This is a genomic window from Methanoculleus oceani (genome assembly GCF_023702065.1).
Taxonomy (GTDB): domain Archaea; phylum Halobacteriota; class Methanomicrobia; order Methanomicrobiales; family Methanoculleaceae; genus Methanoculleus; species Methanoculleus oceani.
The window spans coordinates 565,650-590,511 of record NZ_QFDM01000002.1; the positions used below are offsets into that span (position 1 = coordinate 565,650).

Annotated in this window: 27 protein-coding genes and 1 tRNA gene; 17 read left to right on the top strand and 11 right to left on the bottom strand. The window is 62.4% G+C overall.

The features are described 5' to 3' along the window. Positions 1-23 precede the first annotated feature (23 nt). The 4 genes from DIC75_RS07810 (at position 24) to uvsE (ending at position 6,902) form a co-directional block, all read left to right on the top strand. Positions 24-644, top strand: a complete 621-nt coding sequence (locus DIC75_RS07810) for a fasciclin domain-containing protein (protein ID WP_250987466.1) — start codon at positions 24-26, stop codon at positions 642-644. A 224-nt stretch (positions 645-868) separates the two neighbouring features. Then, a complete protein-coding gene (locus DIC75_RS07815; protein ID WP_250987467.1) occupies positions 869-4,648 on the top strand; it encodes a bifunctional RecB family nuclease/DEAD/DEAH box helicase in 3,780 nt (1,259 codons plus the stop codon). 429 nt (positions 4,649-5,077) lie between these two features. Next, a complete protein-coding gene (locus DIC75_RS07820) occupies positions 5,078-5,962 on the top strand; it encodes an HhH-GPD family protein (RefSeq protein WP_250987468.1) in 885 nt (294 codons plus the stop codon). A gap of 34 nt (positions 5,963-5,996) precedes the next feature. Continuing rightward, positions 5,997-6,902 (top strand): UV DNA damage repair endonuclease UvsE, encoded by a 906-nt coding sequence (gene uvsE / locus DIC75_RS07825; protein WP_250987469.1) that lies wholly within the window; start codon positions 5,997-5,999, stop codon positions 6,900-6,902. 5 nt (positions 6,903-6,907) lie between these two features. On the opposite strand, the gene DIC75_RS07830 is transcribed toward uvsE, so the two are convergent. The 8 genes from DIC75_RS07830 to DIC75_RS07865 form a co-directional block, all read right to left on the bottom strand. Then, complete coding sequence (locus DIC75_RS07830) at positions 6,908-7,333, bottom strand: fasciclin domain-containing protein (protein ID WP_250987470.1); 426 nt, start codon at positions 7,331-7,333, stop codon at positions 6,908-6,910. An 89-nt stretch (positions 7,334-7,422) separates the two neighbouring features. Next, positions 7,423-7,848, bottom strand: coding sequence for a fasciclin domain-containing protein (locus tag DIC75_RS07835; protein ID WP_250987471.1), 426 nt, complete (start codon positions 7,846-7,848; stop codon positions 7,423-7,425). A gap of 151 nt (positions 7,849-7,999) precedes the next feature. Next, positions 8,000-8,434, bottom strand: coding sequence for a fasciclin domain-containing protein (locus DIC75_RS07840; RefSeq protein WP_250987472.1), 435 nt, complete (start codon positions 8,432-8,434; stop codon positions 8,000-8,002). Between the two features lie 198 nt (positions 8,435-8,632). Further along, positions 8,633-9,076 carry a fasciclin domain-containing protein gene (locus DIC75_RS07845; RefSeq protein WP_250987473.1) on the bottom strand — a complete coding sequence of 148 codons (444 nt, stop codon included), beginning with the start codon at positions 9,074-9,076 and terminating at the stop codon, positions 8,633-8,635. Between the two features lie 181 nt (positions 9,077-9,257). Further along, a complete protein-coding gene (locus DIC75_RS07850) occupies positions 9,258-9,827 on the bottom strand; it encodes a DUF447 domain-containing protein (RefSeq protein WP_250987474.1) in 570 nt (189 codons plus the stop codon). Continuing rightward, positions 9,815-10,621 carry a triphosphoribosyl-dephospho-CoA synthase gene (locus DIC75_RS07855; protein WP_250987475.1) on the bottom strand — a complete coding sequence of 269 codons (807 nt, stop codon included), beginning with the start codon at positions 10,619-10,621 and terminating at the stop codon, positions 9,815-9,817. Before DIC75_RS07855 ends, DIC75_RS07850 begins: the two co-directional genes overlap by 13 nt. Continuing rightward, positions 10,608-11,747, bottom strand: a complete 1,140-nt coding sequence (locus DIC75_RS07860) for a methanogenesis marker 9 domain-containing protein (protein WP_250987476.1) — start codon at positions 11,745-11,747, stop codon at positions 10,608-10,610. Before DIC75_RS07860 ends, DIC75_RS07855 begins: the two co-directional genes overlap by 14 nt. Then, complete coding sequence (locus DIC75_RS07865; protein ID WP_250987477.1) at positions 11,744-12,241, bottom strand: Holliday junction resolvase; 498 nt, start codon at positions 12,239-12,241, stop codon at positions 11,744-11,746. The genes DIC75_RS07860 and DIC75_RS07865 overlap by 4 nt, the downstream gene beginning before the upstream one ends. 75 nt (positions 12,242-12,316) lie before the next feature. On the opposite strand from DIC75_RS07865, the gene cfbA reads away from it, so the two are divergent. From cfbA to DIC75_RS07895, 6 genes are all read left to right on the top strand, one after another. Next, entirely contained in the window at positions 12,317-12,724 is a 408-nt protein-coding gene (gene cfbA, locus DIC75_RS07870) for a sirohydrochlorin nickelochelatase (protein ID WP_250987478.1), read from the top strand. 5 nt (positions 12,725-12,729) lie between these two features. Further along, on the top strand, positions 12,730-13,884 hold the full coding sequence (cfbE, locus tag DIC75_RS07875) for a coenzyme F430 synthase (protein ID WP_250987479.1): 1,155 nt from the start codon (positions 12,730-12,732) through the stop codon (positions 13,882-13,884). Between the two features lie 4 nt (positions 13,885-13,888). Then, the gene (gene cfbD, locus DIC75_RS07880; RefSeq protein ID WP_250987480.1) at positions 13,889-14,953 is read left to right on the top strand and encodes a Ni-sirohydrochlorin a,c-diamide reductive cyclase catalytic subunit; all 1,065 of its coding nucleotides are present in this window, start codon (positions 13,889-13,891) and stop codon (positions 14,951-14,953) included. Then, a complete protein-coding gene (gene cfbB, locus DIC75_RS07885) occupies positions 14,950-16,317 on the top strand; it encodes a Ni-sirohydrochlorin a,c-diamide synthase (RefSeq protein ID WP_250987481.1) in 1,368 nt (455 codons plus the stop codon). Before cfbD ends, cfbB begins: the two co-directional genes overlap by 4 nt. 182 nt (positions 16,318-16,499) lie before the next feature. Further along, positions 16,500-17,369: a branched-chain-amino-acid transaminase gene (ilvE, locus tag DIC75_RS07890; RefSeq protein ID WP_250987482.1), complete on the top strand. Its 870-nt coding sequence runs from the start codon at positions 16,500-16,502 to the stop codon at positions 17,367-17,369. A 110-nt stretch (positions 17,370-17,479) separates the two neighbouring features. Further along, positions 17,480-17,552, top strand: a tRNA-Glu gene (locus DIC75_RS07895). A 113-nt stretch (positions 17,553-17,665) separates the two neighbouring features. Here DIC75_RS07895 and DIC75_RS07900 read toward each other — a convergent pair. Continuing rightward, on the bottom strand, positions 17,666-18,448 hold the full coding sequence (locus DIC75_RS07900) for an NYN domain-containing protein (protein WP_250987483.1): 783 nt from the start codon (positions 18,446-18,448) through the stop codon (positions 17,666-17,668). Positions 18,449-18,626: 178 nt separating this feature from the next. Next, entirely contained in the window at positions 18,627-19,310 is a 684-nt protein-coding gene (locus DIC75_RS07905; protein WP_250987484.1) for a methyltransferase family protein, read from the bottom strand. Positions 19,311-19,694: 384 nt separating this feature from the next. Here DIC75_RS07905 and DIC75_RS07910 point away from each other — a divergent pair, with 384 nt between their 5' ends. The 6 genes from DIC75_RS07910 (at position 19,695) to DIC75_RS07935 (ending at position 22,741) form a co-directional block, all read left to right on the top strand. Continuing rightward, positions 19,695-20,240: a nucleotidyltransferase domain-containing protein gene (locus tag DIC75_RS07910; RefSeq protein WP_250987485.1), complete on the top strand. Its 546-nt coding sequence runs from the start codon at positions 19,695-19,697 to the stop codon at positions 20,238-20,240. Between the two features lie 16 nt (positions 20,241-20,256). Next, a complete protein-coding gene (locus tag DIC75_RS07915; protein ID WP_250987486.1) occupies positions 20,257-20,661 on the top strand; it encodes a HEPN domain-containing protein in 405 nt (134 codons plus the stop codon). 291 nt (positions 20,662-20,952) lie between these two features. Further along, a complete protein-coding gene (locus tag DIC75_RS07920) occupies positions 20,953-21,549 on the top strand; it encodes a nucleotidyltransferase domain-containing protein (RefSeq protein ID WP_250987487.1) in 597 nt (198 codons plus the stop codon). Then, complete coding sequence (locus DIC75_RS07925; RefSeq protein ID WP_250987488.1) at positions 21,533-21,679, top strand: hypothetical protein; 147 nt, start codon at positions 21,533-21,535, stop codon at positions 21,677-21,679. Before DIC75_RS07920 ends, DIC75_RS07925 begins: the two co-directional genes overlap by 17 nt. A gap of 18 nt (positions 21,680-21,697) precedes the next feature. Then, positions 21,698-21,943, top strand: a complete 246-nt coding sequence (locus DIC75_RS07930) for a hypothetical protein (RefSeq protein ID WP_250987489.1) — start codon at positions 21,698-21,700, stop codon at positions 21,941-21,943. 159 nt (positions 21,944-22,102) lie between these two features. Beyond that, positions 22,103-22,741: a class I SAM-dependent methyltransferase gene (locus tag DIC75_RS07935; RefSeq protein ID WP_250987490.1), complete on the top strand. Its 639-nt coding sequence runs from the start codon at positions 22,103-22,105 to the stop codon at positions 22,739-22,741. A gap of 256 nt (positions 22,742-22,997) precedes the next feature. On the opposite strand, the gene DIC75_RS07940 is transcribed toward DIC75_RS07935, so the two are convergent. After that, complete coding sequence (locus DIC75_RS07940; RefSeq protein ID WP_250987491.1) at positions 22,998-23,900, bottom strand: HdeD family acid-resistance protein; 903 nt, start codon at positions 23,898-23,900, stop codon at positions 22,998-23,000. A 477-nt stretch (positions 23,901-24,377) separates the two neighbouring features. On the opposite strand from DIC75_RS07940, the gene DIC75_RS07945 reads away from it, so the two are divergent. Beyond that, positions 24,378-24,845: a hypothetical protein gene (locus DIC75_RS07945; protein ID WP_250987492.1), complete on the top strand. Its 468-nt coding sequence runs from the start codon at positions 24,378-24,380 to the stop codon at positions 24,843-24,845. Positions 24,846-24,862: the final 17 nt, after the last annotated feature.

Here is a 24,862-nt window from a genome sequence, read left to right on the forward strand (position 1 = left end):
AGTATACAGTCTCCAGGGGGACCATGCGAGCGAATTGCGCACTATTCATAACCGCTCTGGTTATCGGGGCGGCGGTTCTGATCTGCGGTTGCACGGCCCCGTCGGGGGATGAAACCCGGAACCAGACGGACGGCACGCCTGCCGGGACGCCGGTCGACGAGAGCCTGACGATCGGCGAGGTGCTGGCCAGGGACGGCAACTTTTCAACACTGATCCAGGCGTTCGAGGCCGCCGGACTGAAGGGGACGCTCGCCGGGCCGGGGCCCTACACACTCTTCGCACCCACGGATGAGGCGTTCGGCCGACTTCCGGATACCGTAATGGAAGAACTCTTCAATGATCCGAAGGGGAATCTCGCCGAGATCCTGCTCTACCACATGGCCCCGGGCACCTACATGGCATCCGGGATCGCCACGAACGATACCATCGCGACCGTACAGGGCAGCCCGATCGCCGTCGACGCTGCCGGCGAGACCGTGACGGTGAACGGTGCGGAGGTGGTCAGGGCCGATATGGTAGCGGCGAACGGCATCATTCATGCCATCGACGCGGTCATGCTCCCGCCCGACATCACCCTGACGGCGATGAACGATACCGCTGACATGACGACACAGACCGGCAATACGACGAACGTCACCGGCTGAGGCCTCTTCTCCTGACGGTGCGCCGTAGCGGATACGTTTTCTCCTCCGTTGAGGGGCTCCCATACGCCTCCCGAATCCGGACAGGCCGCCTGTGTGAACCCCGGTCGGGGGAGGTCATATTCCGTGCAGATCTCAAACGAAACCCTCAATAACAACAGTTTTCCCGCGGCCGCACAAACAGAGGAGTCACAACCGGGAGGACTCCCGAGTCCCCGAGATCGTCCATGCCCCGCTTCAACCTCAGTCCGTCGCTTATCGGCCGGTTCTTCTACCACGACTGCGAACGCTACCTCCGCTACCACGCGACCCCGGAGCAGGAGCGCGAGAAAGCCGGCATCCCGGCGGTCACGATCGCCCGGAGCCCGGTGACGCGAGCCCTCCTCGAAGCCGGCATCCGGTGGGAGGAGGAGGTTGTCAGGACAAAACTGGATGGGCGGGTGCGGCTCCCGGACGGGACGGGGCCCCTCTCCGGCCGTTCGTTCTCCATCGAGGAGAGTTTCAACCTCTTCCCCCGATTGTCCCCCGGCGAGGCGATCTACCAATCGACCATCCCGGTCTCGGTCCACTTCCTGAAGAGCTACGGCCTCGATCCCGAACAGCACCGATTCTCCCCCTGCCGCCCCGATCTCGTCAGGCTCGGTGAAGAGGGGTGCCTGCAGATCATCGACATCAAGGCGAGCGAGGACCTCAGCGTCAGCCACCGGATCCAGGCGACGCTGTATGCCCTGATCCTCGATCACGCTCTGGACCTGCTCGGTCTCGATCTTGGGGTCGACCGGAACCGGGCGGGGATCTGGCTCTACGGGGAGGACGAACCGGAACCCTTCGATCTGCACCTCAACATACGGGTGATCGAGAACTTCTTCCGCCACCGCCTCCCCGGTATCCTTGCCGGCCCGCCGGAGGACGTGCCCTGGCACCTCACCTCGCGGTGCGAGTCCTGCGAGTTTTACTCCCACTGCCGCGCCGAGGCGGAAGCCTCCTCCTCGGTATCGCAGATCCCGGGCCTCTCGTCCGCCGGGCGGCGCTACCTGCGTGAGGCCCCGTGGGACGGCGGGTTCTCGATCAACGCGCTCTCCGACCTCACCGGATTCCTCCGTGACCCGGAGAGCGACCGCTGCCTCGACAACTGCGGGTCGCTCGCCGGCCAGGGCGACCGCCTGCGGGCGACCGTCCGGGCGCTCTCCACGGGGGAAGTCGTTTTGCTCGCCGCGACCTCGCTCGCACTCCCCGTCTACGAGGATATCACCGTCACCCTGACGCTCCAGAAGGACCCCGTCTCCGGCCGGATATACGCCCTCGGGTTCCGGCGGAGCAGGGGCAAAGCCGTCTACGGGACGCCCTCGCACGAAGCAATCTTCGTCGCGGCGGACCCCGGCGACTGCGCAGGGGTGCGCCGGGAGTTCGCCCGGGCTCTCGCCGCGGAACTCGAGGGCGTCGACGGATACAACCGGGGCCGCGACTGGGCCGAGCAGGAGTCGGTGCAGACCTACGTCTACGACACCTACGAGGAGGAGCTCTTCACCCGGCTGCTCGAAGAGGCGATCGAGGACCCCGCGACGGCGGAGGATGCTCTCAGGCTGCGGTTCTACTACCAGGACCCCGGCATCGCTCTCGGGTCAAGCCACCCGAGCGCGTCCGTCCCCTTCCCGCTCGTCGTCCTGACACGGGAGATCCGGCGGCTGCTCGCGCTTCCCGTCCCGTTCACGCTCCGCCTGCCCGAGGTTCTCGCGGCAATCCCCTCCTCACGGTTCGCGTATCAACTCAGCCCAAACAGCCTCTTCTGGAGCGAGCACGGCAACGCCATGAAAAGCGACGCCGTCATCATGGTGTGGCACGGGGCAAGGCCGGAGGCTGCAGACTGGGTCCGGCAGGAGGTTTCGCGCCGCCTGCTCGCCACAGGGAGCGTCCTCGACGGGCTCCGCGAACGGACGAAGGAGAGACTCGTGCGGTGGGCGGAGAAGTTCCGGTTCCCGAGCTCCTGGGACGCCGCGACGCCTGAGATATCGCGTCTCCTCTTCATCGCGGAGTACGAGTCGACCATGGGCGCCCGGCGGGTGCAGGAACTGCGGAGCGGGCCGTGGGCGGTAAGGGTCCGGGACGGCGTCAGCATCCCTCTCAAGAAGAGCGAGGGTAACTTCTGGAAGGTGCTCGCACCCCTCGACCTCTCGCTCTTCGAGCAGTCGCAGGCGTTCAGTTACCTCCTCGTGCCGAACGGCGAGGCGGGCGAGGAGGCGGCGCGGGCGTTCGACGACCTCCGCTACCGGAGCAGCCCGAACCCCGGGAACAGCGGAGTCTGCTTTGCGAGGGTCCGCGACACCATCGTCGACCGGACGGCCGGGGAAGTCAGGGGGCTTGTGCTGGAGGTGACCTACCCCCGCGATCACGCACCTTTTGCCGAGGGCGACCTCGCGGTGCTGCACCCCCGGTTCACCGATTTCACCGCACCGCGCTACGTCGACCGCCTCCTCGCCCTGGACGAGCAGCCGGAGAACGCGTTCATCCGCCTTCTCCGGGACCCGCGGGGGTTCGCCGCCCCGGTCTGTGAGCCCGGGGAGGTCGTCGCCGATGCAGAACGGCTCGCCCGCGATGCCGGGTTCACTCAAAGTCAGGCACGGGCGTTTTCCCATGTGATGACGAACCGCCTGACCCTGGTCTGGGGGCCGCCCGGAACCGGGAAGACGCATTTTCTCGCGACAACCATCCTCTCGCTCGTCAAAGCCCGGCGGGCGCACGGGGAGCGAATCCGGGTGGGGGTCGCGGCGTTCACCCACGCGGCCGTCGAGAACCTGCTCGTCAAGGTGCAGGACTCCGTCGATGGGTTCGGCCTTACCGCCGGTCTCCCAATCTACAAACTGAGGGATATCCGGACACCCGGTGGGGAACGGAGCCTCGAGGCGCTGCCTCACGATCGGGCGGAGACCGTCGTCGGCTACCCCGCCCTCCTCCTCGGCGGGACGGTGCACGGTTTTGCGAGACTCGAGAAATCCCTCCCGTCCCTCGATATCCTGATCGTCGACGAAGCGTCGCAAATGCGGGCGGCGGAACTCGCGATGGTGCTCCCGATGCTCGGGCAGGGCGGACGGCTCGTCCTCGCGGGGGACGACCTTCAACTCCCGCCGGTCGTCCAGGGGGCGTATCCGGCACCGGTTGACGGCCTCCCCGGGCTTGAGGACTCCGTCTTCGCCTACCTCCGGCACCGCGACGACCCCGGTCGCCCCGTCTACACCTGCCAGATCCAGGAAAACTGGCGGATGAACCGCACCCTCTCGGGGTTCGCAGCGGAGACGCTCTACGGCACCGGGTATGCTCCCGCGACCGACGCGATCGCAGCGCAACGGATCGCCCTTGCGCCGGGTTTGCCGGATGAGGAGTGGATGGAGTGGATCCTCGATCCGGCATACCCGCTCGTGCTCTGTGTCCTTGATGGTGTCCGGACGACCGTGGAGAACCGGGTCGAGGCGGCGCTGGTCGCCCGATTGAGCGGAGCGCTCCGGGAGCGGCTCATCGACCCCGGCTCAGGGGAACGGTATCCGGCGACGGAGAACGGGGATTTCCGATTCTGGCGGCACGGGCTCTTCATCGTCAGCCCGCACCATGCCCAGATAGGCGCCATCAAAAACAGTCTCGCCGGCATGCGGGCCTGGGAATACCCGCCGTTCGTGGACACCGTCGATAAGATGCAGGGGCAGGAGGCGGAGGCGGTCATCGTCAGTTACGGCGTAAGCGACGCCGAGACCGCTCTTGCCGAGGCCGAGTTCATCTACAGCAGAAATCGCCTGAACGTATCGCTGACCCGGAGCCGGGCGAAGTGCGTGGTCTTTCTGCCCCGGCCGCTGCTGGAACCGCCGCTTGATCTGGTGCAGAACGAGAAGGCGGCGGCGGGGCTTGTACACATGCTCGACCTCCAGGAGTTCTGCCGAACCCACGGGGATGCGCGGACATTCGACCTCGACGACGAGGCAGGCGTCCGGCTCACGGTGATGCGGGCGCGGGGGGAGTGAGAGGTTAGGGGAGGCAGAGGTGCGCATGCTCCTGCCGCGGCCGGGCGCCATTGCGATCGCTTCCCAGACTAAAATTCAGCGCATATTCAAGTAACCGACATCGGGGACCAGCGCAGATATTTCTGGCACGATCTTTCCCTGCTATCCCGTTACACTGGACCGTGGGGATATCGCCATAGGGGGAAGGGGCTGACGGGGAGGGGGGAGCATCCCCCCTCCCCTGTCCCCACCCCCCTGCGTGGCGATACCAACTGGAAAGCCGTGCCCGAGTATGCGAAAACAGAACGCCGAGTATTTGATCCGATTTGGGCCAGAGACTATTGTGACTGCACCATTCTTGCTCAGGTTTAACGAACGCGTTTACATCCAGAATATTCCTTTGTCGCCCCCGGCCCAACCTATTTCCTCCTGTCAGACAAATGCTATACTGTGATCGGCAGCCTCGATCCCGACCAGAACGACCGCGAACGCCGGCTCCTTGACGAGATCAGGGAGCAGGGGGCAACCCCGGAGACCACCCGCCTCTTCCAGGACCTCATCCTCTCCTACTACCGGACCTACGGCCGGGACCTCCCCTGGCGGCACACCACCGACGCCTACCGGATCCTCGTCTCCGAGATCATGCTCCAGCAGACACAGGTGGAGCGGGCCGCCGCGAAATACCGTGAGTTTCTCGAACAGTTCCCGGACTTCGAGAGCCTTGCCCGTGCACCCAGGAGCGAGGTGCTCCTCGCCTGGCAGGGGATGGGCTACAACCGCCGGGCAATCGCGCTCCAGGAGACCGCACGGCGCGTCGTGGACGAGTTCGGCGGCGACCTCCCGGCCGACGTCGAGACGCTCGCGACCTTCCCCGGCATAGGGAAGGCGACCGCATCGGCGATCTGCGCATACGCGTTCAACATGCCGGTCGTCTACATCGAGACGAACATCCGGCGGATCTTCATCCACTTCTTCTTCCAGGACCGGGAGGACGTCCGGGACGACGAGATTCTCCCGCTCGTCGAACAGGCCCTTGAACGTGGAAACCCGCGGGAGTGGTACAGCGCGCTGATGGATTACGGTACGGTGTTAAAGAAGCGGACGGCGAACCCGAACCGGCGGAGCGCGTCCTATTCCCGGCAGAGCCGGTTCGAGGGGTCCGACCGGCAGGTCAGGGGACGGATACTCGCGCTCGTCCTCGAGGAGGGGACGGTCACGGAGGAGGAGGTGATCCTCCGGCTCTGCGAAGAACCCGGGCGGGTGAAGAGGATTCTCGGGGACCTCGCACGGGAAGGGTTCGTCGCCGAGAGCGAGGGTGCGTATACCTGTAGGTAAGGTTGATGCCCATACGGGATCACCCCGGAGAGGCATGAAGATCGGCTACCCGTGCATCAACCGGAGCATCGGCTGCTCCTCGGGCCGCACGTTTCGGCTCTCCTCCTACTCCGACGAACGGCTGGAGGAGACCGTCCGGGAGAACCTCCGCTGCCTTGAAGAGATCCTCCGCTATAACCTCAAAGAGTCCATCCTCTTCTTCCGGATCGGCTCCGGCCTCGTGCCGTTCGCATCGCACCCGGTCTGCACCGCCCCGTGGGAGGAGACCTTCGCGGAGCCGTTTCGCGAGATCGGCCGGTTCGCCCACGAGCACGGGATGCGAGTCTCCATGCACCCCGACCAGTTCGTCGTCATCAACGCGAAAGACCCCGGTATCGTTGAGAAGAGCGTCGCCGAACTCCGTTACCACGCCGCCGTCCTCGACGCCATGCACCTTGATGGAAGCGCGAAAGTCCAGATCCACGTCGGCGGGGTCTACGGGGATAAGAAGGCGAGTATGGAGCGGTTCGCGAGCGTGTACTCCCGCCTCGACGAGGGCATCCTCCGCCGACTGGTCGTCGAGAACGACGACTCGCGCTACACCCTGGCCGATTGTCTCCGCATCCACGAGGAGACCGGCATCCCGGTGCTCTTCGACGTATTCCACCACCAACTCAACCCTTCGGGCATTGCGGTGGCCGGGGCGGTCGAACAGTCCGGCGCGACCTGGCGGCCCGGAGACGGCATCCCGATGACCGATTACAGCACCCCGATGCCGGGCGGGCGAAGAGGGAGGCATGCAGAGAGCCTTGATGCTGCCGACTTCGAGCAGTTCCTCGCCGAGACCGCGCCGACGGATATCGACATCATGCTCGAGATCAAGGATAAAGAGAAGAGCGCTCTTGCGGCCGTCGGGATCGTCCGCCGGGACGGGCGGTTTCTCCTGCCGGCAGAGCGGTAGCCCCCTCAGGGTGTAACGACGTCTATCGCCGGAGGAACGAGCGCCGAGCTGATTGCATGGCAGATGCCGTTCGTACAGAACGCGTCGGCCTCGACGATGGGGACGCTGTTGACGGTGATGCCCCGATCGGACGACCGTATGACGAGATCCGTTCCGAGGCTCGACCTGACGGCGGCGATACTCCGGAGGTCCTCCGAGGTCAGCAGCTCCGGCACGACATGGTAACTCGTGATGAGAAGGAGCTTGTCGGGGTCCTGCCTGATCTCATCCATCCGCTCCTTCGGGACCCTCGCAAACGCCTCGTCCGTCGGGACGAAGACCGTGAACGGCCCCCTCTCGCGGAGCATCGGCTCCATGCCCGCTATCCGGATCAGTTCGAGAAATACGGCGAGGTTCTCGGAGTCTTCCAGGGTTTCGATGATGTTCTTCATACTGTTCTCTCCACTCGCCCTACTCGTGTGCCGGGTTATTTATACGTTCTCCCGGAGCCCCGGCCGGGCGGCTCCGACCCTGTATTCGCCTATACTGCAGCCGTCCTGGCAACCGGAGGCAGGAGCAGCGCGTAAACCGCATGGCAGAGGCCGTTGGTGCACCACGCATCGGACTCCACCACCGGCACGTCGTTGACCAGCACCCCCTCCGGCGCAACCTCCACCGTCAGGTCTTCCCCCTGGAGCGACCGCAGGGTCCGTATGCCCAGGAGGTCGATCATGGAATGCACCCCCGGGACGATATGGTAATTCAGGGTATCAGCAAGCCTGTCGACGTTCTCCCGGATCGCGTCCAGTTCCGACCGGGGCACCGCCCGGAACGCATCGTCGTCCGGGACGAAGAGGGTATAGGGCCCTTCGGCGCTCAACCGCTCCTCCATGCCGGCTGCCTGTACAAGGTCAAGAAACGTGGCAAACGAGCCCGATTCCCGCAAGGTCGCGAGGATACTCTTCATGCGAACCAACTCCGGCGGGAGATGGAGGGGCGAGAGTATATATAATTACGGGTGGGCCCTACCGGCTTTGGGAGGCGTGCAGAGGCCGGTTTCCGTCATTCGCCCAATCCTCGCCGCCGGACGCACCCGGTGCATACGCACCTCTCCGGCCTCAGACCAGTCTTCTCACCCGCGCCTCGACCGCCCGCGGCATGAGCACCCTGTCGATGACGTGATAGATGCCGTTCGTGCATTCGACGTCGGGCTGGAGGACGGCGGCGTCATTCAGCCGCATCGCCTCCGGAGGCCCCGAGATATCCAGGTGGTCCCCCTGCAGGGTCCTGATCGCCTCCATCCGTGCCAGTTCGTGCGTGGTGAGTTTGCCCTGGATCACATGGTACAGGATCATATCCGCGAGCCTCTCCCGGTCGTCCGTGATGACGTCCACCATCTCTCCGGAGAATCCGGAATACGCCTCATTCGTAGGGAACAGTGCCGTATACTCCCCCTCTCCCCGGAGGGTCTCCGCCACCCCTCCGACCTGTATCAGCCTGATGGAGGTGCTCAGCCGGTCGTCTTCCCGGGCTGTCTCAAAGATACTCTTCATGGGTAATCCTCCGGATGAAGACCGGGATCATTCAGCCAGATATATATAATTACGGACATGATATTCCGAGGCCCCGGGGGCAGCGATCGGGGGAGATAGGTGCCGAATCTGTGTACCCTCTCCGGCCAAACAAGGGAAAACACCCCGCACCCTGCGGAAAAGAAAGGGATCTTCGGCCGGACCGCAGTCCGCCCGGGCTTACTCGCTCGCTGCGTAGGCCTCGAAGGCCTGCGAGAGCGTCACGAAGGGGATGCTATCGAGGACATGGATGATGCCGTTCTCCGCCTCCATGTCCCCCTCGAGCACGACGGCCTCGTCCACCTGCGTACCGCGCTCGGTCTTCCTGACTGCGATGACGTTCCCTTCCACGGTCTGCACGACATTCCTCGCGAGCAGCGCATCGAGCGTGCACTTATGCCCGCCGATCGTGAAGAAGTCGATGAGATGCGAGAGCATCTGCCTGTCGTTCAAGATCATCGCCCGGTTCGGCTCGGGGATCGCATCCCACGCCGAGTCGACCGGGGCAAAGAACGTCATCGGCCCCTCGCCCTGCAGCGTCTTCTCCTCGCCGAGGGTCCGGATGATCTCGACGAGCCTGCCAAACCGCCCATCATTCTGTAACGCATCAAAGATCTTCGCCATACCAGGTACCTCTCTGTAGGGGCCCTTCGTGGTATGTCATCGTATATATGGATTATTATAAATCAAGAATTATGGAAAACCGGAGAGGGGGATACGCGCCTCCACCCCGTGCGGCGAGGTCCGGCCCCGCCGCACGGCCTCTTCGGGACCGGGAATGCAGGCCGGGAGGCAAGAAAAACCGTCACTCGCGGGTCAGGTCGCCGATATACCCTTCAAGGAGTTCGAGCGCCTCCCACTCCCGGGAGCCGCCGCATTTCCGGGCGAGGCCGGTATGATGCTCGATCAGCCGCTTAAGCCACGGGTCGCGGCTCCTGATATAGCGGGTGGCATGGACCGTAGCGTCCACGATGCTTGCAAAGCCCCGGTTCACCGGGTGCAGCCGCAGGTCGAGCACCTCCTCGTGGAAGGGGACGAGCCGGACGACGATCGCCTCGTCGCTCGACCGCTCCACGTCGGCGGCAAACGCGGCCCAGGCCTCCACGTCGCGGAGGCGGGAGACGACCATTCCGTCGATCTCTTCGGAGACGAAGGCCTCCTTGGGGAGGTCGTCGAAGGCGGTCCGGACGTAGATCACCGGGTCGAAGACGAAGTTCGCCACCACCCAGCGGTCCCGGGCGATGTTCCTCGCCGTATGGCTCCCCCGGAAGAGGACCATGTGCAGGGAGCCGCTCCGGTTGATGATCCCCATGGGGGCGGCGTTCTGGTCGGTGGTCGCGATCACCTCGTTGATCCCCTCGGTCAGCAGTCCCATTGCCATCCCTCCCCGAGCGCCACGTATATCCCGGCGATGGTGATGTCGGCGATCGAGCCCGGGTTGATGCCGGCGGAGACGCACTCGGCGTCGAAGGCACGGAGATCGCGCGCCCCGCCGAGCACCTCGCCCGCACACTGCATCGTCCTCTCCGCTACCGCTTCCCCGTGCTTCTTCGCGATGAAGGTGTCCGGCACCGAAGCGAGGAGGTCGAGGAACGATGCGCCGACCGCTTCACGCCCGCTCCCGTGCGAATGCAGCAGGTCCGCGCACCGTCGGGTCAGAGCAAACCCGTTCGTCCATTCCCTGGCGACCATATCCCGGGGTGCCGAGTAGGCCATGATGTCGGCAAGCGTCATCCCCCGCTCCCGGATCGCGGCCGTCGATGCCGGGTCGTTCACGTCCAGGTCGTCGCTCTCGGCCATCCGGACCCTCGTGAGGCCGAACGCCGCATAGAAATCGATCGCGTCCTCGACATCGGTGCCGGCGACGACTCTCCGTGCCCCGCCGATATCTCCCCCGAGGACGAGCGGGATGAGGAGGATGAACGCCCCGAAGTGGGTGTTCCCACCGGCATGGTCGTTCGTACGCAGGACCGCCTCCCGGATCAGGCTCCCGACCCGGCCGCCGGTCTTCTCGGCCGCATCGAAGACGGGTCCCGCGAGGATGGCCGAGGCGAGGAAATGCTCGAGGCGGGTGTCCGGATAGTCGTGGCACCGGTCCACGTTCCCGGGTTTAGGATAGGCGCAGACCTCGAGCATCATCGCCATCTGTGCACGTTCAGCTCGATTCATCGGCGGTTTCTTCTCCATCGAATACCCTGTGCAGGATCTTCTCGGAGAGGCGGTGCTTGCACCGCATGTACTCCCGCGCAGAGAGGCCTTTCTTCTCAAGCGTCATGTTCCGGAACATGCAGGGAGAACTCATCTTGCAGCACCAGGCGAGGCTCCCGAAACAGGTGTTCTTCCCGTCGTCGAGCGGAGTCCCCTTTACCGCCTCCTGCTTGGCTTTCAGGTAGTCGTTCCGCGAGAGCCCGATCTTCTCGAGGGTCGGAATGAGGGGGCAGGCCTTCACCGGCATGCAGCAGAAGGCGAGCGCCCGAATATCGCCGCCGCGGCAGAGCTGTTTCGGGGCGTTGTACCAGCCGCCTTCATCGGCGGACCGGGCGATGGCGGCATCGAGGCCGGCGAGCGTCCAGGAGTCAGACTGCCGGGCAAGCGAGACGAGGTCGGCGCCATGGGAGAAGGCGTCCATCGCCTTATCAAAGGTGTTGATGGAGTTGTTTGCGATCAGTATCAGGGGAGAGGCGTTGCGGATCTGGCGGACCTTGTTGTGCCCGAAGTCCATCAGGTCCACGTGGAGGATATCCGCCCCCGCCTTCCAGACGGTGCGGGCGAGATCGGCGTCGTTCGCGGCGACACCTGCCCGCATCTTCACCGAGACGGTCACGTCCGCCGCTTTTAAGGCCCGGACGATCTCCACGAGTTTTGCCGGATGTTTGAGGAGGTGCTCGCCGCAGCCTGCGTCAAGCATCGCGGGCTGCCGGCAGTGGGCGTCGATCTCGTAGACCACGCGGTTTTCAAACGCCCCGGCAACCTCGGCGTAGGCTGCAGGAGTGCTCCCGCGGAGGTTGATCCCCGCTACAACATCGCTCTGTTCCAGGGCATCGATCTCTTTTCCCAGTGCTTCCAGAGGATCGTCGTATAAAAACTCTTTCCGGCCCTCTCCCGCCATCCGCCGGCTCGCGTCGAGGGTGGGGCCGTCGATGGAGTAGCCGCCGATGAAGGCAGCCCCGATATGAGCCGCCCGCTCGAGGACGTAGGCAGCATCCACGATCCCGGCCATGGATGCGATTGCTACAGGTGTTTTCACGACCCGATCGTTTATGAGGAGTTCAAAACGATCATATGCTTCCATCATACTTCTCCATCTGTTGGTGGTGAGAGAGGATATTGATTTGTATCCAGGCCCGGGAGATCATACTCCTCACCGGAGCGGGAGAGCGTACAGCAGAGCCGGAAATCGTCGATAGAGATGCCGGGCACGTTCCCGTAATATCCAAGCACCGTATCCCAGGGCATGAGATATGCCTCCTTCGCCCTCCCCGCACCGAACCGGAACTCGACGGCGAGGAATCCGCGTCGGCCGGTCTTTTTGATGAAATCGGTGATCGCGTCTATCTGGTGGACGTTGTTCTTGTCGGAGTGGAAGTGCTGGGAGAAGTAGATCTTCTTGCCCGATATCGACTTGCACTCGATGGCCAGGTAGTAGCGGGGGTCGAGGGAGTCCACGAGGACATCGACATACTGGGTATTGAATTTACTCTGCTTGAGCCGGTAGGCGAACCCGTGAACCCGCCGGTGGGCGAAGAATCGGTTGATGCAGTAGGTGATCTCCCGTTCGAAGTTTGCCATCACATAAGTTTTGGATCGGGGCCTTAAAAACAATCGGTAATTATTTTAATATAGTATCGTAGTACCTTGTAACATATGGGTAGAAAAGGAATGTTACTGGTCGGGCACGGCAGCAAACTCCCTTACAATAAGGAACTGATCGAGACCACCGCAGGGATCATCGCCAAAAAGACAGACGAGTACCTCGTCAAACCCGGCTTCATGAGCCTCAACACCCCGACGGTAGAGGATCAACTCGAGGCGTTCCGGAAGGAGGATATCGAGATGCTGGTCGTCGTCCCGCTCTTCCTCGCGAAAGGCGTCCACATCAACAAGGACATCCCCGAACTCCTCGGCCTTCCCGAGGGGGGCCGGCACGGCACGTTCCAGCTGAACGGTAAGACGGTGCCGCTCGTCTACGCAAGCCCCATCGGCAGCGACCCGCTCCTTGCTGAACTGATGCTGAAGAACGCGTCCGACGCGATCGCCGAACTGAAATCCTGAAGGATATGCGAATCCTGGTGCTGGATACCATCCACGGCGGGGCTGAGCTCGCCGGGGCACTCCGTGGTGCCGGCCACGAGGCAGACGAGGTGGACGTCTACCGCGGGAAGGCCGGCACCTCCATCGAGGAGGCACTCGTCCGCACCTACGATCTCGTCACCGCACCGGTCCACCTCGACCCCGACCACCCCCTCCTCCGGCGGCACGGGCCCGCGGTCTCGCACCACGAGATGGTGCAGCGGGTCCTCGAGGAGCGGCTGCCTCATCCGTTCATCGAGATCACCGGGGCACGGGGAAAGACCACCACCGCCCATGCCCTCGCCTCGCTGCTCCCGGGCCCGGGCATCCTCCACACCTCGACCGGGACCTACCGCTACCCGGAGCGGGAACTGCTCTGGAAGAAGAGCATCACGCCCGCCTCCCTGATAGCGGCGGCGCACGAGGCGGAGCGGATCGGGGGCTGGCTGGTCGCCGAGGAGTCGCTCGGGGTCACCGGCGCCGGGGACGTGGCGGTGCTGACCTCGACGGAGGACTACCCGATCGCGGCAGGGAAGAAGCAGGCGATAGCAGAGAAGTGCCGGCTGCTCTCCCGGGCAAGGAGGATCGTGCTCCCGCCCGGGATCGATCTGCCGGGAGCGACGGCCGCCGACGGGATGGTATCCTTCGAGGGGCAGACCTGCCGGTTCTCCGGGAACGGGATCTCCGGCGCCTTCGCTAACCCGCTCTGCACCCTTGCCGGATACCGGACGCCGCTCATGCTCGCGGCCGCGACCGCCTGCGTGCTCGGGGTCGATCCATCTCCCCTCGGGCGGTTCGCCGCCCTCCCCGGCCGGATGGCGGCCAGGCGGGAAGGGGACCTCCTGATCCTCGACAACGCAAACAGCGGGACGAATATAGCGACCACCGTTGAAGCCGCCCGCTACGCGAGGGAACTCTCGGGCAACGGCCCCCTGACCATAGTCATCGGCGAGGAGGCACGGGCGGTCTGCGAGGGGTTCTCGGCAGAGGACGTCCGGCGGACGGTCGCGGCCATCGAACCGGCGGCGACCGTCTACGTCGGGGAGGGGCATCCGGCGGCGACCATCGACGCGGGGCTCGCTATCGCCCGGAGCATCACCCCGGCGGGCGCGATCGTCCTCGCAGTAAAGACGTGGAGATAACCATATGGACTACATTCAACCGAGACCGAGTTCCATCGTTGCGGCGCTCTATACCGCCCGCGACCTGGGGGTGGACCTGGCGATCCTCCACGGCCCGTCAGGCTGTTCTTTCAAGCACGCCCGTCTCCTCGAAGAGGACGGCATGCGGGTTCTGACGACATCGCTCGCCGACAACGAGTTCATCTTCGGCGGGCACGACCCCCTCATGCGGGTGCTCCGCTACGCGGAGGAGACATTTCTCCCCCGGCGGGTGGCGGTCGTCGGGACGTGCGTCTCGATGATCATCGGCGAAGACCTCCAGTCCGCGATCCAGGACGCAGGGATCGAGACGCCGGCGATCGCCGTGGACATCCACGCCGGGTTCCGGGAGAACATCGACGGTGTGATTGCGACGCTCGAGCCGGCGGCGGCCGCAGGCTGGATCAGCGCCGACGAACTGGAACGCCAGCGCTATCTTCTGGCGAAAGCAAACGAGGTGGAGCGGCTGCGGGGAGCGGCGTCCCGGAACTACATCGAGCCGTCCCGCGGCGATCTCAAGCACGTCGCGGCAGAACGCCTCGCGGAACTCGCGGACTCCGGCGCCACCGGGGTCGCGGTCATGAACGCGAAGAAAGAGACCGCCTATATGTTCGCCGACGAACTCCTCGCCCTCCACGATCTCTGTCCCGGGGGCAGGATCACCTACCTCGCGAACCTCGAAGACCGCGGCCTCCCGAAGGTGCGGGAGGACGCCGAGCGGATCCTCGCCGGGATGCGGGAGCGAGGGGTCGACCCCGGACTCCTCGGGGCGCTGGACGAGTACGGGGCAAACGGCCCCGCGATCGGGGAGCGGATCCGGGAGCTCGAACCGGACTTCGCCCTCCTCGTCGGGGTGCCGCACGCCGTCCCGCCGGAGTACACGGAAGGTATCGAGGTCTTCTCGGTCACGAACGGCCCCCGGCAGGTGGCGCCGCTCCGGGAGATGGGGCACCGGCACGTCATGGTCGAGATCGACCTGCACCCCAAGACCCTCGGCGTCCGGGATATCGTCGAGAGCGAGTTCGGGGCGGTCCTGCGGAGCATGCGATGAAGTCGCTCCTCGTCGGCGGCGACCGGTCCGGAAGCGGGAAGACGAGCATCACCCTCGCGCTCTCGGCCCTCCTCTCGGCCACCGGGACCGTCCAGACCTTCAAGGTGGGGATGGACTACATCGACCCCTCTTACCTCGCGGGGGTGACCGGGCGGCCCTGCCGGAACCTGGACGGCTACGTGATGAGCCAAGAAGAGGTCCGGGCGGTCTTTGCGCACGGCTGCCGGGGAGCGGATATCGCCGTCGTCGAGGGAGTCCGGGGGCTTTTCGAGGGCGCGGAGGCGCTCACGGACCTCGGGAGCACGGCTGCGATCGCGAAACAGCTCGACCTGCCGGTCGTTCTCGTCATCAACGCCCGGAGCATCACCCGGAGCGCAGCGGCGATCGTGAAGGGCTTCCAGGCCTTCGACCCCGACGTCGACATCCGGGGGGTCATCTTGAACAACGTCACCGGCACGCGCCACCGGGAGAAGGCGGTCCGTGCGATCGAGCACTACTGCGGCATCCCTGTCGTCGGCTCCATCCCCCGGACGGCGGAGATGGAACTCGCCATGCGCCACCTCGGCCTCGTCCCCTACCGGGAGGGGCAGGGGCACGGGGAGTTCCTCGCGCGGATCGCGACGGTGAAGCGGATGATCGCCGGGCACCTCGACCTCGACGCCCTGCTCGCGCTCGCGAAAGAGGGCGAGCCGCCAGCGGAGGAGAGCTCCCTCTACGCGGCAGTCGATCCGGACGTCCGGATCGGCGTCGCGCTGGACGAGGCCTTCAACTTCTACTACGCCGACCTCTTCGATGTCCTCGCGTCGTGCGGGGCGAAGGTGGTCCCGTTCTCCCCGGTCCACGATTCCCTGCCGGAGGCCGACGGCTACGTCATCGGCGGCGGCTACCCGGAGCTCTTCGGCCCCGAACTCGAGGCGAACACCGCGATGCGGGAGGGGCTCCGCGAGGTCTCCCGGAACGGCACCCCGATCTACGCGGAGTGCGGGGGGCTCATCTACCTCACCGACCGGATGGTCCTCGCCACGGGATTCATGGACGCGGATACGGAGAAGACCTACGAACTCGCCGGGGTGTTTTCGGGAGAGACCCGGATGCCGGCCCGCAGGATGCTCGGCTACGTGGTGGGGACGAGCGGGGCCAACAGCCCCATGGGCGAGGCGGCGTTCAAGGGGCACGAGTTCCACTACAGCAGCGTCCGCCTTGCCCCGGAGACCCGCTACGCCTACCGGCTGACCCGGGGGAGCGGGATCCGGGGGGGGTTCGACGGTGCGGTGCGGGACCGGACACTCGGGAGTTACACGCACCTCCACCCGGTGGCGAGCCGGGGGATGCTCGCCCACTTCGTGGACTGCTGCCGGGGCTGAGGGGATCCCGGCAACACTTTTCTTCGCAACCCGCAGAGCCCCGGGGCTCCGCCAGGGAGGCCGCGGGGGCGGGGACCGGCACCCCGGGGCCGGTGCCGGCCGGCGCACCGTTTCCGGTCGTCGCGGAGGGTTCGGGGCACGAAACGCAAAACATACAAACAAATCGAGACTACACTGACTACATGATCATTTACCTTGACGGCAGATACGTCCCCGAGGAGGAGGCGAAGGTCTCGGTCTTCGACCACGGTCTCCTCTACGGCGACGGCGTTTTCGAGGGAATACGGGCTTACAACGGAAGGGTCTTCCGTCTCGACGAGCATCTCGCACGGCTCTACGACTCGGCAAAGACGATCGACCTCGCCGTCCCGATCACGCGGGAGGAGTTTGCCGAGGCGATCAAGGAGACCCTGCGGCGGAACGACTTAAAGGACGCCTACATCCGCCCGATCGTGACGCGGGGCAAGGGCGACCTCGGCCTCGACCCCCGGAAGTGCGCGAAACCGACCGTCATCGTCATCGCCGTCACCTGGGGCGCGATGTACGGCGACCTCTACGAGAAGGGCCTCCGGGCGGTCTGCGTCTCGGTCAGGCGCACCCCGCCGGAGGCGATGCCGCCGAACGTCAAGAGCCTCAATTACCTGAACAACATCCTCGCGAAGATCGAGGCGAACTACCGCGGCGTGGACGAGGCGATCTTCTTCGACATCCACGGCAACATCTCCGAGGGCTCGGGCGACAACATCTTCGTCGTCAAGAACGGCGCCATCATCACCCCGCCGACCTTGAACAACCTGCGCGGCATCACCCGCCAGGTCGTGCTCGAGATCGCGCAGTCGATGGGGATCACCCTCCTCGAGCGGAACCTCGGCTACTACGACCTCTACGCGGCCGACGAGGTCTTCGTCACCGGGACCGCGGCCGAGGTCGGGCCGATCCGCGAGATCGACGGCCGGATCATCGGGAACGGCAAGCCCGGCCCCGTCACCCGGCAGCTGATGGCGGCTTTCAAGACCGCCACCCAGAGAGAGGGAAGCCCAATCTACAAGTGAGCAGGCCGGGTTCCCGGGCAGGAAGCCCCGGTCTCCGGGCGGTCGGCCGGGATTCCCGCGACATAACTTTTTTATCTCCCGGCATCGAAGTTGTATAGCACATTGCATGGGCTGCTATAGTGTAGGGGCCAATCATGTCGGCCTTTCACGCCGACGACAGGGGTTCGAATCCCCTTAGCAGCATATTGTTTTGAAGTTGAAACCCGATTCTTTACCGTCTTCGGTGACACAATCGGGGTTTGAACACTCCCCAGATTAGAGAGGAAAAACCTCATCTTCGTCAAAGTAATGGGATTTTATTTCTTTAGTCTTTTGTCACGGACAAACACGGCCTTTGCCGGGGAATTGGGTAACTCACGTTCATCAATCTTGAAAAGATCTGTTGCCTTAAAGAGATCCCCCAATTTCTTAAATCCATAATTCCTGGAGTCAAAATCCGGGACTTTATTCGTGATATTCTGGCCAACATTCGCCAGATTTGCCCAGCCATCTTCGCCAGACGAATCCTCAACCGCAGTTCTGAGAAGCTGAACGAACCGGGGATCTCCTTTCAGTTCATTTATATCTTTGATAGATTTTATTGAGGACGATGATTCGTCTGTCGGTTGAGCTGGGGATTCACTTTCACGGAGAATTTCGCTGTAAATAAATTTGTCACACGCTCTCATGAATGGTTCCGGCGTTTTCTGTTCACCAAAACCGAGCACAAAAAGACCCGCTTCACGAGCTCTTGAGGCTAAACGGGTGAAATCGCTATCACTGGACACTAAGCAAAAACCATCGAATTTTTGGGTATAGAGCAAATCCATTGCATCAATTATCATCGCGGAATCAGTGGAATTTTTCCCTTTTGTATATGCAAACTGATGTATGGGCTGGATTGCATACTCGAGGAGGACATCCTTCCACCCCGTAAGGTTCGATGTAGTCCAATCTCCATATACCCGCTTGACACTTGCTACCCCATATTTTGCGATTTCCTCAAGAAGCCCCTTGATGATGCTCGGCTGGGCATTATCAGCATCAATTAGAACTGCTAATTTCCTTTGGGGAGAGTATTGAGGGATACTATTTTCCATGTTTTTTACTTAAAAACAAAACAAGAAAAAGTAATTGATTTAACTTTTTGAGTAGTTTCCCAGATCCTCACTACCTAATGGCCGGAACTGCTGCTACTTGATGAGTATCCAGTGCAGAACAGCAGCCCGCATTCGCTTCGAGAGATTGGCCGGCAACTCTCCCCCCGTTGCCAACCCCTCACCACACCCCGGGCACCAGCCGGTAGCGCGTCTTCTGCCGGTACTCCGAGTACCCGGGCAGTTCCCTCACTAAAACCTCTTCTTCGTTCCGGATCCGGAGAACGATGAGTGCGGGCACGGGGAGAAATACGAAGAACGCCCAGAAGGACCCGAGGGCGAGCGGCGTTGCAAGAAACATCAGGATCGTTCCCAGGTACATGGGATGGCGGACGACGGCGTAGGGGCCGGTCTCGATCACCTTCTGCCCCGCATCGACCTCCACCACCCGGGCCGCGTAACTGTTCTCCCGGATTGTCAGGAAGAATATGAAATACCCGAGGAGAACCACTCCGTCGGCCGCGAGGACTACGGCGACCGGCAGGTCCGACCATCCGAACCGGTGATCGAGGCCCGGGATGACAAAGCCGACGATGATAATGATCGAAGAGAGCGCTATGATCGTCCTCTGCTCGCTCTCCTGCTCCCGCGTCTTCATGCGCCGTTCGAGGAGCTCCGGGTCGTGCTTCAGGAGATACAGGCCTACAAAGGCTATGGGTATGAAGAGAACGCCCAGATAAAGCCACCCCTCCCAGTAATGGATCGAACCGGCAGGAACGAAGAGGAGCAGGGCTACGACAATGAGCCCCGCGATGAACCTGGCCAGAACTGCTCCCGCCAACCGGGCAGCGCTCCCCTCCGTCATAGATACATTACCCTGCTCTGTTCCTTCCGTGTGTCCTGTTTCGGATCTCTCTCGTTGCTTCCCAAGGTCTGCATGCCTTTGAAGCATCCCTCGATGCTATTATCCTCGGTTGCCTTACGTGTTTCCACCTTATTCCCGGTTCTGCAGCACTTCCCGATGTCGTTATCTCCGGTTGCCCCATGCATCTCCCCCTGGTTTCCGTATCCCTTCTCGTCTCTGTGTCGACAGCCGGTACCGCCGCAACCCCGGCCCGCGACCCCCGAGGCGGCCGGGGCTCAAAGCACTACTCAACCATATACTCCAGATACGAGGGTATACCCGGCCACTCTGCCGCCCCGCCCACACCAACAACTTCAAATGGTCATAGTTCATAAAAATGAACATATGTTCAATGAGGCGAACGGTCTCTCCGGGACCTCATTCGTGCTCCTCCGGTTCCTGGGGAGGCACTATCGCGACGGATACTACGTCCGCGAGATCGCCCGGCTGCTCGGGCTCGGGGTGGGTTCGGTCAGTGAGACGCTTGTCAGCCTCGCGGATGCCGGTCTGGTGCACCGCGAGGAGCGGGGGCGCCTTGCGATCTACCGGGCGGCGATGGAGAGTCCGCTCCTCCGCGAGGTGAAGATCTGTGCCACGCTCATCGAACTCAACCCGCTGGTCCTCCGCCTGCGGGGGGATGCGACGAGGGTGATCCTCTTCGGGAGTTCGGCGACCGGCGACGACACCCACGAGAGCGATATCGACCTCCTCATTGAGACGAGCGATGCCGGGACCGCGGCGGAGAGCGTCGCCGCACTTGGGGCCGGGCTCGACCGCGAGATCTCGCCGCTCATCCTTACGCCCGGCGGGTTCCGGGCTCTGAAGACCGCCGACCCGGCTCTCTACGAGCGCATTCTTGCCGGAAAAGTTCTGATCGAGGAATCGGAATGAAATACCGGTTTGAACAGTGCCTGCAGCGGGGAAAGATTGTCGCATCCCTAACGACCCCGAGCTGGTTGCGAAAGAGTTGCGTGAGGCCGGGGAGGATCTGGTCGCTGCAGAGCGAACTCTTGCGGAGGGAAATGCAAAATGGGCGATCATCCAGGGGTACTATGCACAGTTCCACGCCCTTCGCGCCCTCGTCTTCTCCAGGGGGTACCGCGAGAAGAGCCACTCCTGCCTCCGGTATGCCGTCGAGGCTCTCTATGTCGATGAGGGCCTTCTCCCGGCATCGGTACTCGAAGACTTCAGCTTCGCCATGCGCACGCGTGAAGGTGCGGACTACGGATGCGTTTACTCAGGGAGCGATGCCGGTGATGTGGTGGCATCGGCAGGTGCGATAGTAGATCGGGTCCGGACGATGCTCGGCTGAGCGCGGGGGAGGGGGCCAACTCTACCGTATCCGCCCTTCCTCTTCCCGGATCATCGCTTCAACCGCCATCCTCCAGGGAACCAAGTTTGGTCCGGAGATTCGTCGGTTTCACCGCATAATAGGAATGGATACTGATACCACGGAGCCCGACAAAACCCCTCCCCACATATGATTGCCATACGCCACCACTCGAGTACATAATGCATTCAATTGACTACAATAAACACCCAATTGGATATATTTAGCAATCAAAAGAGCACCTTTTTATAATCAACAGGCCCATCCTCATACATGCTTGAAGTCCTCATCACCTCGGAGACGAGAGTGAGACTGCTCACGCTGTTCCTTATGAATCCCGGCAAGGAGTATTACATACGCCAGATCGAGAGGCTTGTCGGGAAGAACTACGCGCTTGTCCGGAAGGAACTCGCAAGACTCGAATCGTTCGGACTATTGATGTCGGAGGTGAAGGGGAACCAGACATACTATTCTGTCGACCGGGATTTCTTCCTCTACCCCGAGTTGCAGAGACTGGTACTCAAGACCGAAGGGGTCGCTCAGACCCTGAAGGAGCGGCTCGGCGACATCGGAGATGTCGATTGCATATTCATCTACGGCTCGTTCGCGAAAGGAAGCGCAGGTGCAAAGAGCGATATCGACCTCTTCATCGTCGGGGATGTCGATGAAAACCGGCTGATCCCCCTGCTCAACGAGAGTGAAAGGACTCTTCAAAGGGCGATCAATTACACGCTGGTAACAAAAGAAGAACTGCAGAGACGCGTCGCTGAGGCGGACCCGTTCATCACCAATGTCCTGAACGGGCCAAAGATTATGATCGAGGGCGAGGGATGCTATGGTAAAACGGCTGGAGATGGAAGGAAAGATTGAGAGGATACCCATCGATCGGAGAACGGTCAGGGAAGCGATCGATATCGCCGAACGAGACCTTCGTGCTGCCGAGATGAACCTTGCGATCAGCAATGAATGGGCATACAATATCGCCTACAACGCGGTTTAGTCGGCAGGCAGAGCACTGATGTTTGCCGGAGGCTACCGCCCGAAGGGCGGTGAAGGGCACGTTTCCGTGAAGGAATTCCTGGGGTATCACCTCAATCAGGATGAGGTTGCCGTCTTCGACCGGATGCGGAGAAAGCGGCATATGGCCACGTACGATGTCAGCTCCATCGTCACCCATACCGATGCAGAAAGCGCAATTGTTATGGCAAGAACCCTGGTGGACACGATAAAAGGGATTCTTGCAGATGATGGATTCTTATCGTAACGCGCTGTTGTGCGGGCAGGCACGGTGCGGAACGGCCGGTTCTACCGCCCCTCTTCTTCCCGGATCATCGTCTCGGCCGCCTCCTCTAGCGAACGTACGCTCGTCCACCCAAAGAATTTAACCTATTGACAGTAGTCGGAACACAGTTCGGAGGGGGACATGGTAAAAGACAAGGTGGAATTCTGGTCGAGAACGTCGCCTACCTACGACGCCTCGGTGGATACCACGCTCGGGGGGAACACCCGCCCGCTCATCAATGAACTGCTGAAGGAAGAGGAGAACCTCGGGGCAGTCGTCGAGTTCGGGTGCGGGACAGGCTACTTCACCAGGACGCTGGCGGAGAGAGCGCAGAGCGTGGTTGCGACGGATTTCTCCGACGACATGCTCCGGATAGCAGAAGAGCACGTGAAAGGGTGCAATAACGTCCGGTTCCGGAATGTCGACTGCCAGAACACCCCGTTTGCGGATGCGTCGTTCGATACGGTCTTCTCCGGATTCGTCATCCCCTGCGTGGACGACAAATCGCAGGCCCTGCGGGAGAGTTACCGGATCTTAAAGCCGGGTGGTAAATTGATCACCGCGAACCCCAACATACTGCTCCTGCCGCGAATCGGCCAGGCAACATTCCTCCTGCGAGCCCTGATCGCGTGGCGGGGGCATCTGCCCCCCGTGAGTTTCTGTTCCGTGCAGGATCTCATCGAAGGGACGGGTTTCACGCTGGAAGGCCTGCATGTGGTGCGGGACCCTGCCGTCGCGTCGAGTGCTCCCGTCGAGTACGCCATACTGGTAAAACCCTGATCGGTCCGGACGTAAAAGCGGCTCCAATAGGGGTCGGGGCAGGGCGACAAGCCCTGTCGAACGCAACCGGGATCCGAGGCAGCCACGCTGCAGTGCTCCCGGACATTCCAGAGATCCAGGCAGGGGGATGCGCCGGTACCCATGGATACGCCGCCCATCCTCCAGCACGCCCGGGGAGTGTCCCGTGCAATCCAGAGGGGCGAGCCCCACAGCAGCATACGCTCCCGGGGCCAGGAACCCCGGGTGAACTGGACGATCACCGGGAAATGCAGCCCGCTTCCATCAGACGGGCGGCATTTCTCAACCCATACGCATCCAGGACCGTAAACACACCTGCCATGAGCACGATCCCGGCGAGGAGGAAGATGAGGAGCTCGACCAGTTCCTCAGGCAGGGTAATGGCGAGAATCCCGAGAACCAGCGAACTTACGCCCAGCCCGAGTGTATACCAGAAGCCCTTCGTTAAATTCCTTCTCTCCCGAACCACCCGGAGCAGCGTGACAACCGCACTGGAAAAGAACCAGATCGCGAGGACCAGCAGAATGAGGAGGAGGTAGAGTTCCCAGAGGATGAAGAGAACGACTCCTGCACCCGCCATCATACTCCCCTGGATGACGTTCTTGGCTGCATCCTCTCTCCGGTCACTCTGCTGGATGCCCTTAATAATCGCGAGGAGACCGATGAGGAGAACCAGGGAGGGCAGGATTATGGTGAAAAAGATCACCGTTTCGTAAAATGCCAGGAGGAGGAGGACGGCGCCAATAGCCAGCAGGACCACTCCCAGGCCCATCCGGAGTTTCCAGCTCACGCGTTGGTCTTCAAGGCGCTGCAGAGGATCGCTTCGTGTTGCGTCTTTGCCCGTTACAAAGATGGTCTCCATGGTCTCATGAAGCATGAGAACCAGGGGGGCGTCATCGATCAGGTGCATGAGGGGGTTCTTCTCGGGGTCGTATCGGTCCATGTGGACTCGGTACTCCGACACCGTCTCATGGGCGTGGTACTGGCCCTTCCGGTAACTGGCAATCGTATCGGGGCTGGGCACATTGATGGCCGACCGTTTCCAGTCCGGCTCAAGCGGCTCGGTCACCACAGCCTTCGGGACGACTACCTGAAAGACCCCCTGGTGCAGCGCATCGAGAAACGACTCAAGCGTGCTCAACTTCTCTCCTCCCCATCATCCGGCCCCGTCTCAGGATCTGCCGGTACCGATTGGAGTTGTTCCCCTCCGGGATCGGCATTGCCACTACAGAGATCTGCAGATGCATCGATTTGCTGGCGACCGGGTTAATAACACTATCTCTGGACGTTGAGGATTATAGTTCTCGTCATGGAATCCTTGCGTTCAAGAGGCGGCGCACGGCCGGGGGCATTGAGGGATTAAGGGCTCAATGAAAGCGCGCCGGACTCATACCCGCCTTCAGGAACCCGGGCAGATGCAAGGATTCGTTGCATGCAGGCGACTTCATGCGATTACTCCCGGGATCACGAACCTCTGCAGCCCGGAAGATAGCGTGGCCCCGGTGGAGACGAAGATCGCAAGAATGCCCGACAGCAGACCTGCGGTTCCGGCGTCCCGCATGAGCAACAGAATCCGTTGGGAGATCTCTTTATATCCGGTTACAACGTCGAAGGGTCCATGCTCATGAAGGAATCTTTCGGAGACGATGATTGGAAAAACCTTGAAAGCCTGCCGTACGCAGTTTCCATAACGGTAATGGCCGCAGCACCATCTCTCCTGGGTGCATGGGGCGAGACCAGAGCCATGATAGAAGAACCGCCCCGGCTGGCAGCGGCGAGCGGAAGCGAACTGGTCGGCCTCGTCTCTGCCGGTATGCAACCCAGAGCCAGGGATCTGATCAAAGAGCAGCAGAATCTGATGAAACAGGATCAGATGGGCTATAGAAGCAGGACCATTGCGGCCTGCAAATCCGCCGCCACCGCTCTCGCTATGGTACCGCCGGACGAGGCCGAGGCCTATAAGAAGTGGTTATTGCAGATAGGCGAAAAGGTCGCTCAGGCAGCCAAAGAGCACGGTGTTGCTTTCAGCGATCCGGAAAAGGCCGCCCTCGGTGAGATCGCCGTTGCCCTTGGCCTCCAGGCATGAGATAAAATGAGAGCGAG

Coding starts and splice junctions, on each gene's coding strand:
- DIC75_RS07910 (WP_250987485.1), top strand. CDS start 19,695: ATGTTCAATGAGGCGAACGGTCTCTCCGGGACCTCATTCGTGCTCCTC.
- DIC75_RS07830 (WP_250987470.1), bottom strand. CDS start 7,333: ATGAAGAACATCATCGAAACCCTGGAAGACTCCGAGAACCTCGCCGTA.
- DIC75_RS07815 (WP_250987467.1), top strand. CDS start 869: ATGCCCCGCTTCAACCTCAGTCCGTCGCTTATCGGCCGGTTCTTCTAC.
- DIC75_RS07925 (WP_250987488.1), top strand. CDS start 21,533: ATGGAAGGAAAGATTGAGAGGATACCCATCGATCGGAGAACGGTCAGG.
- DIC75_RS07855 (WP_250987475.1), bottom strand. CDS start 10,621: ATGAATCGAGCTGAACGTGCACAGATGGCGATGATGCTCGAGGTCTGC.
- DIC75_RS07905 (WP_250987484.1), bottom strand. CDS start 19,310: ATGACGGAGGGGAGCGCTGCCCGGTTGGCGGGAGCAGTTCTGGCCAGG.
- DIC75_RS07840 (WP_250987472.1), bottom strand. CDS start 8,434: ATGAAGAGTATCTTTGAGACAGCCCGGGAAGACGACCGGCTGAGCACC.
- DIC75_RS07835 (WP_250987471.1), bottom strand. CDS start 7,848: ATGAAGAGTATCCTCGCGACCTTGCGGGAATCGGGCTCGTTTGCCACG.
- DIC75_RS07920 (WP_250987487.1), top strand. CDS start 20,953: ATGCTTGAAGTCCTCATCACCTCGGAGACGAGAGTGAGACTGCTCACG.
- DIC75_RS07930 (WP_250987489.1), top strand. CDS start 21,698: ATGTTTGCCGGAGGCTACCGCCCGAAGGGCGGTGAAGGGCACGTTTCC.
- DIC75_RS07865 (WP_250987477.1), bottom strand. CDS start 12,241: ATGGCAAACTTCGAACGGGAGATCACCTACTGCATCAACCGATTCTTC.
- DIC75_RS07850 (WP_250987474.1), bottom strand. CDS start 9,827: ATGGGACTGCTGACCGAGGGGATCAACGAGGTGATCGCGACCACCGAC.
- cfbD (WP_250987480.1), top strand. CDS start 13,889: ATGGACTACATTCAACCGAGACCGAGTTCCATCGTTGCGGCGCTCTAT.
- DIC75_RS07935 (WP_250987490.1), top strand. CDS start 22,103: ATGGTAAAAGACAAGGTGGAATTCTGGTCGAGAACGTCGCCTACCTAC.
- DIC75_RS07860 (WP_250987476.1), bottom strand. CDS start 11,747: ATGATGGAAGCATATGATCGTTTTGAACTCCTCATAAACGATCGGGTC.
- DIC75_RS07810 (WP_250987466.1), top strand. CDS start 24: ATGCGAGCGAATTGCGCACTATTCATAACCGCTCTGGTTATCGGGGCG.
- cfbA (WP_250987478.1), top strand. CDS start 12,317: ATGGGTAGAAAAGGAATGTTACTGGTCGGGCACGGCAGCAAACTCCCT.
- DIC75_RS07945 (WP_250987492.1), top strand. CDS start 24,378: ATGCTCATGAAGGAATCTTTCGGAGACGATGATTGGAAAAACCTTGAA.
- cfbB (WP_250987481.1), top strand. CDS start 14,950: ATGAAGTCGCTCCTCGTCGGCGGCGACCGGTCCGGAAGCGGGAAGACG.
- DIC75_RS07900 (WP_250987483.1), bottom strand. CDS start 18,448: ATGGAAAATAGTATCCCTCAATACTCTCCCCAAAGGAAATTAGCAGTT.
- uvsE (WP_250987469.1), top strand. CDS start 5,997: ATGAAGATCGGCTACCCGTGCATCAACCGGAGCATCGGCTGCTCCTCG.
- ilvE (WP_250987482.1), top strand. CDS start 16,500: ATGATCATTTACCTTGACGGCAGATACGTCCCCGAGGAGGAGGCGAAG.
- DIC75_RS07845 (WP_250987473.1), bottom strand. CDS start 9,076: ATGGCGAAGATCTTTGATGCGTTACAGAATGATGGGCGGTTTGGCAGG.
- cfbE (WP_250987479.1), top strand. CDS start 12,730: ATGCGAATCCTGGTGCTGGATACCATCCACGGCGGGGCTGAGCTCGCC.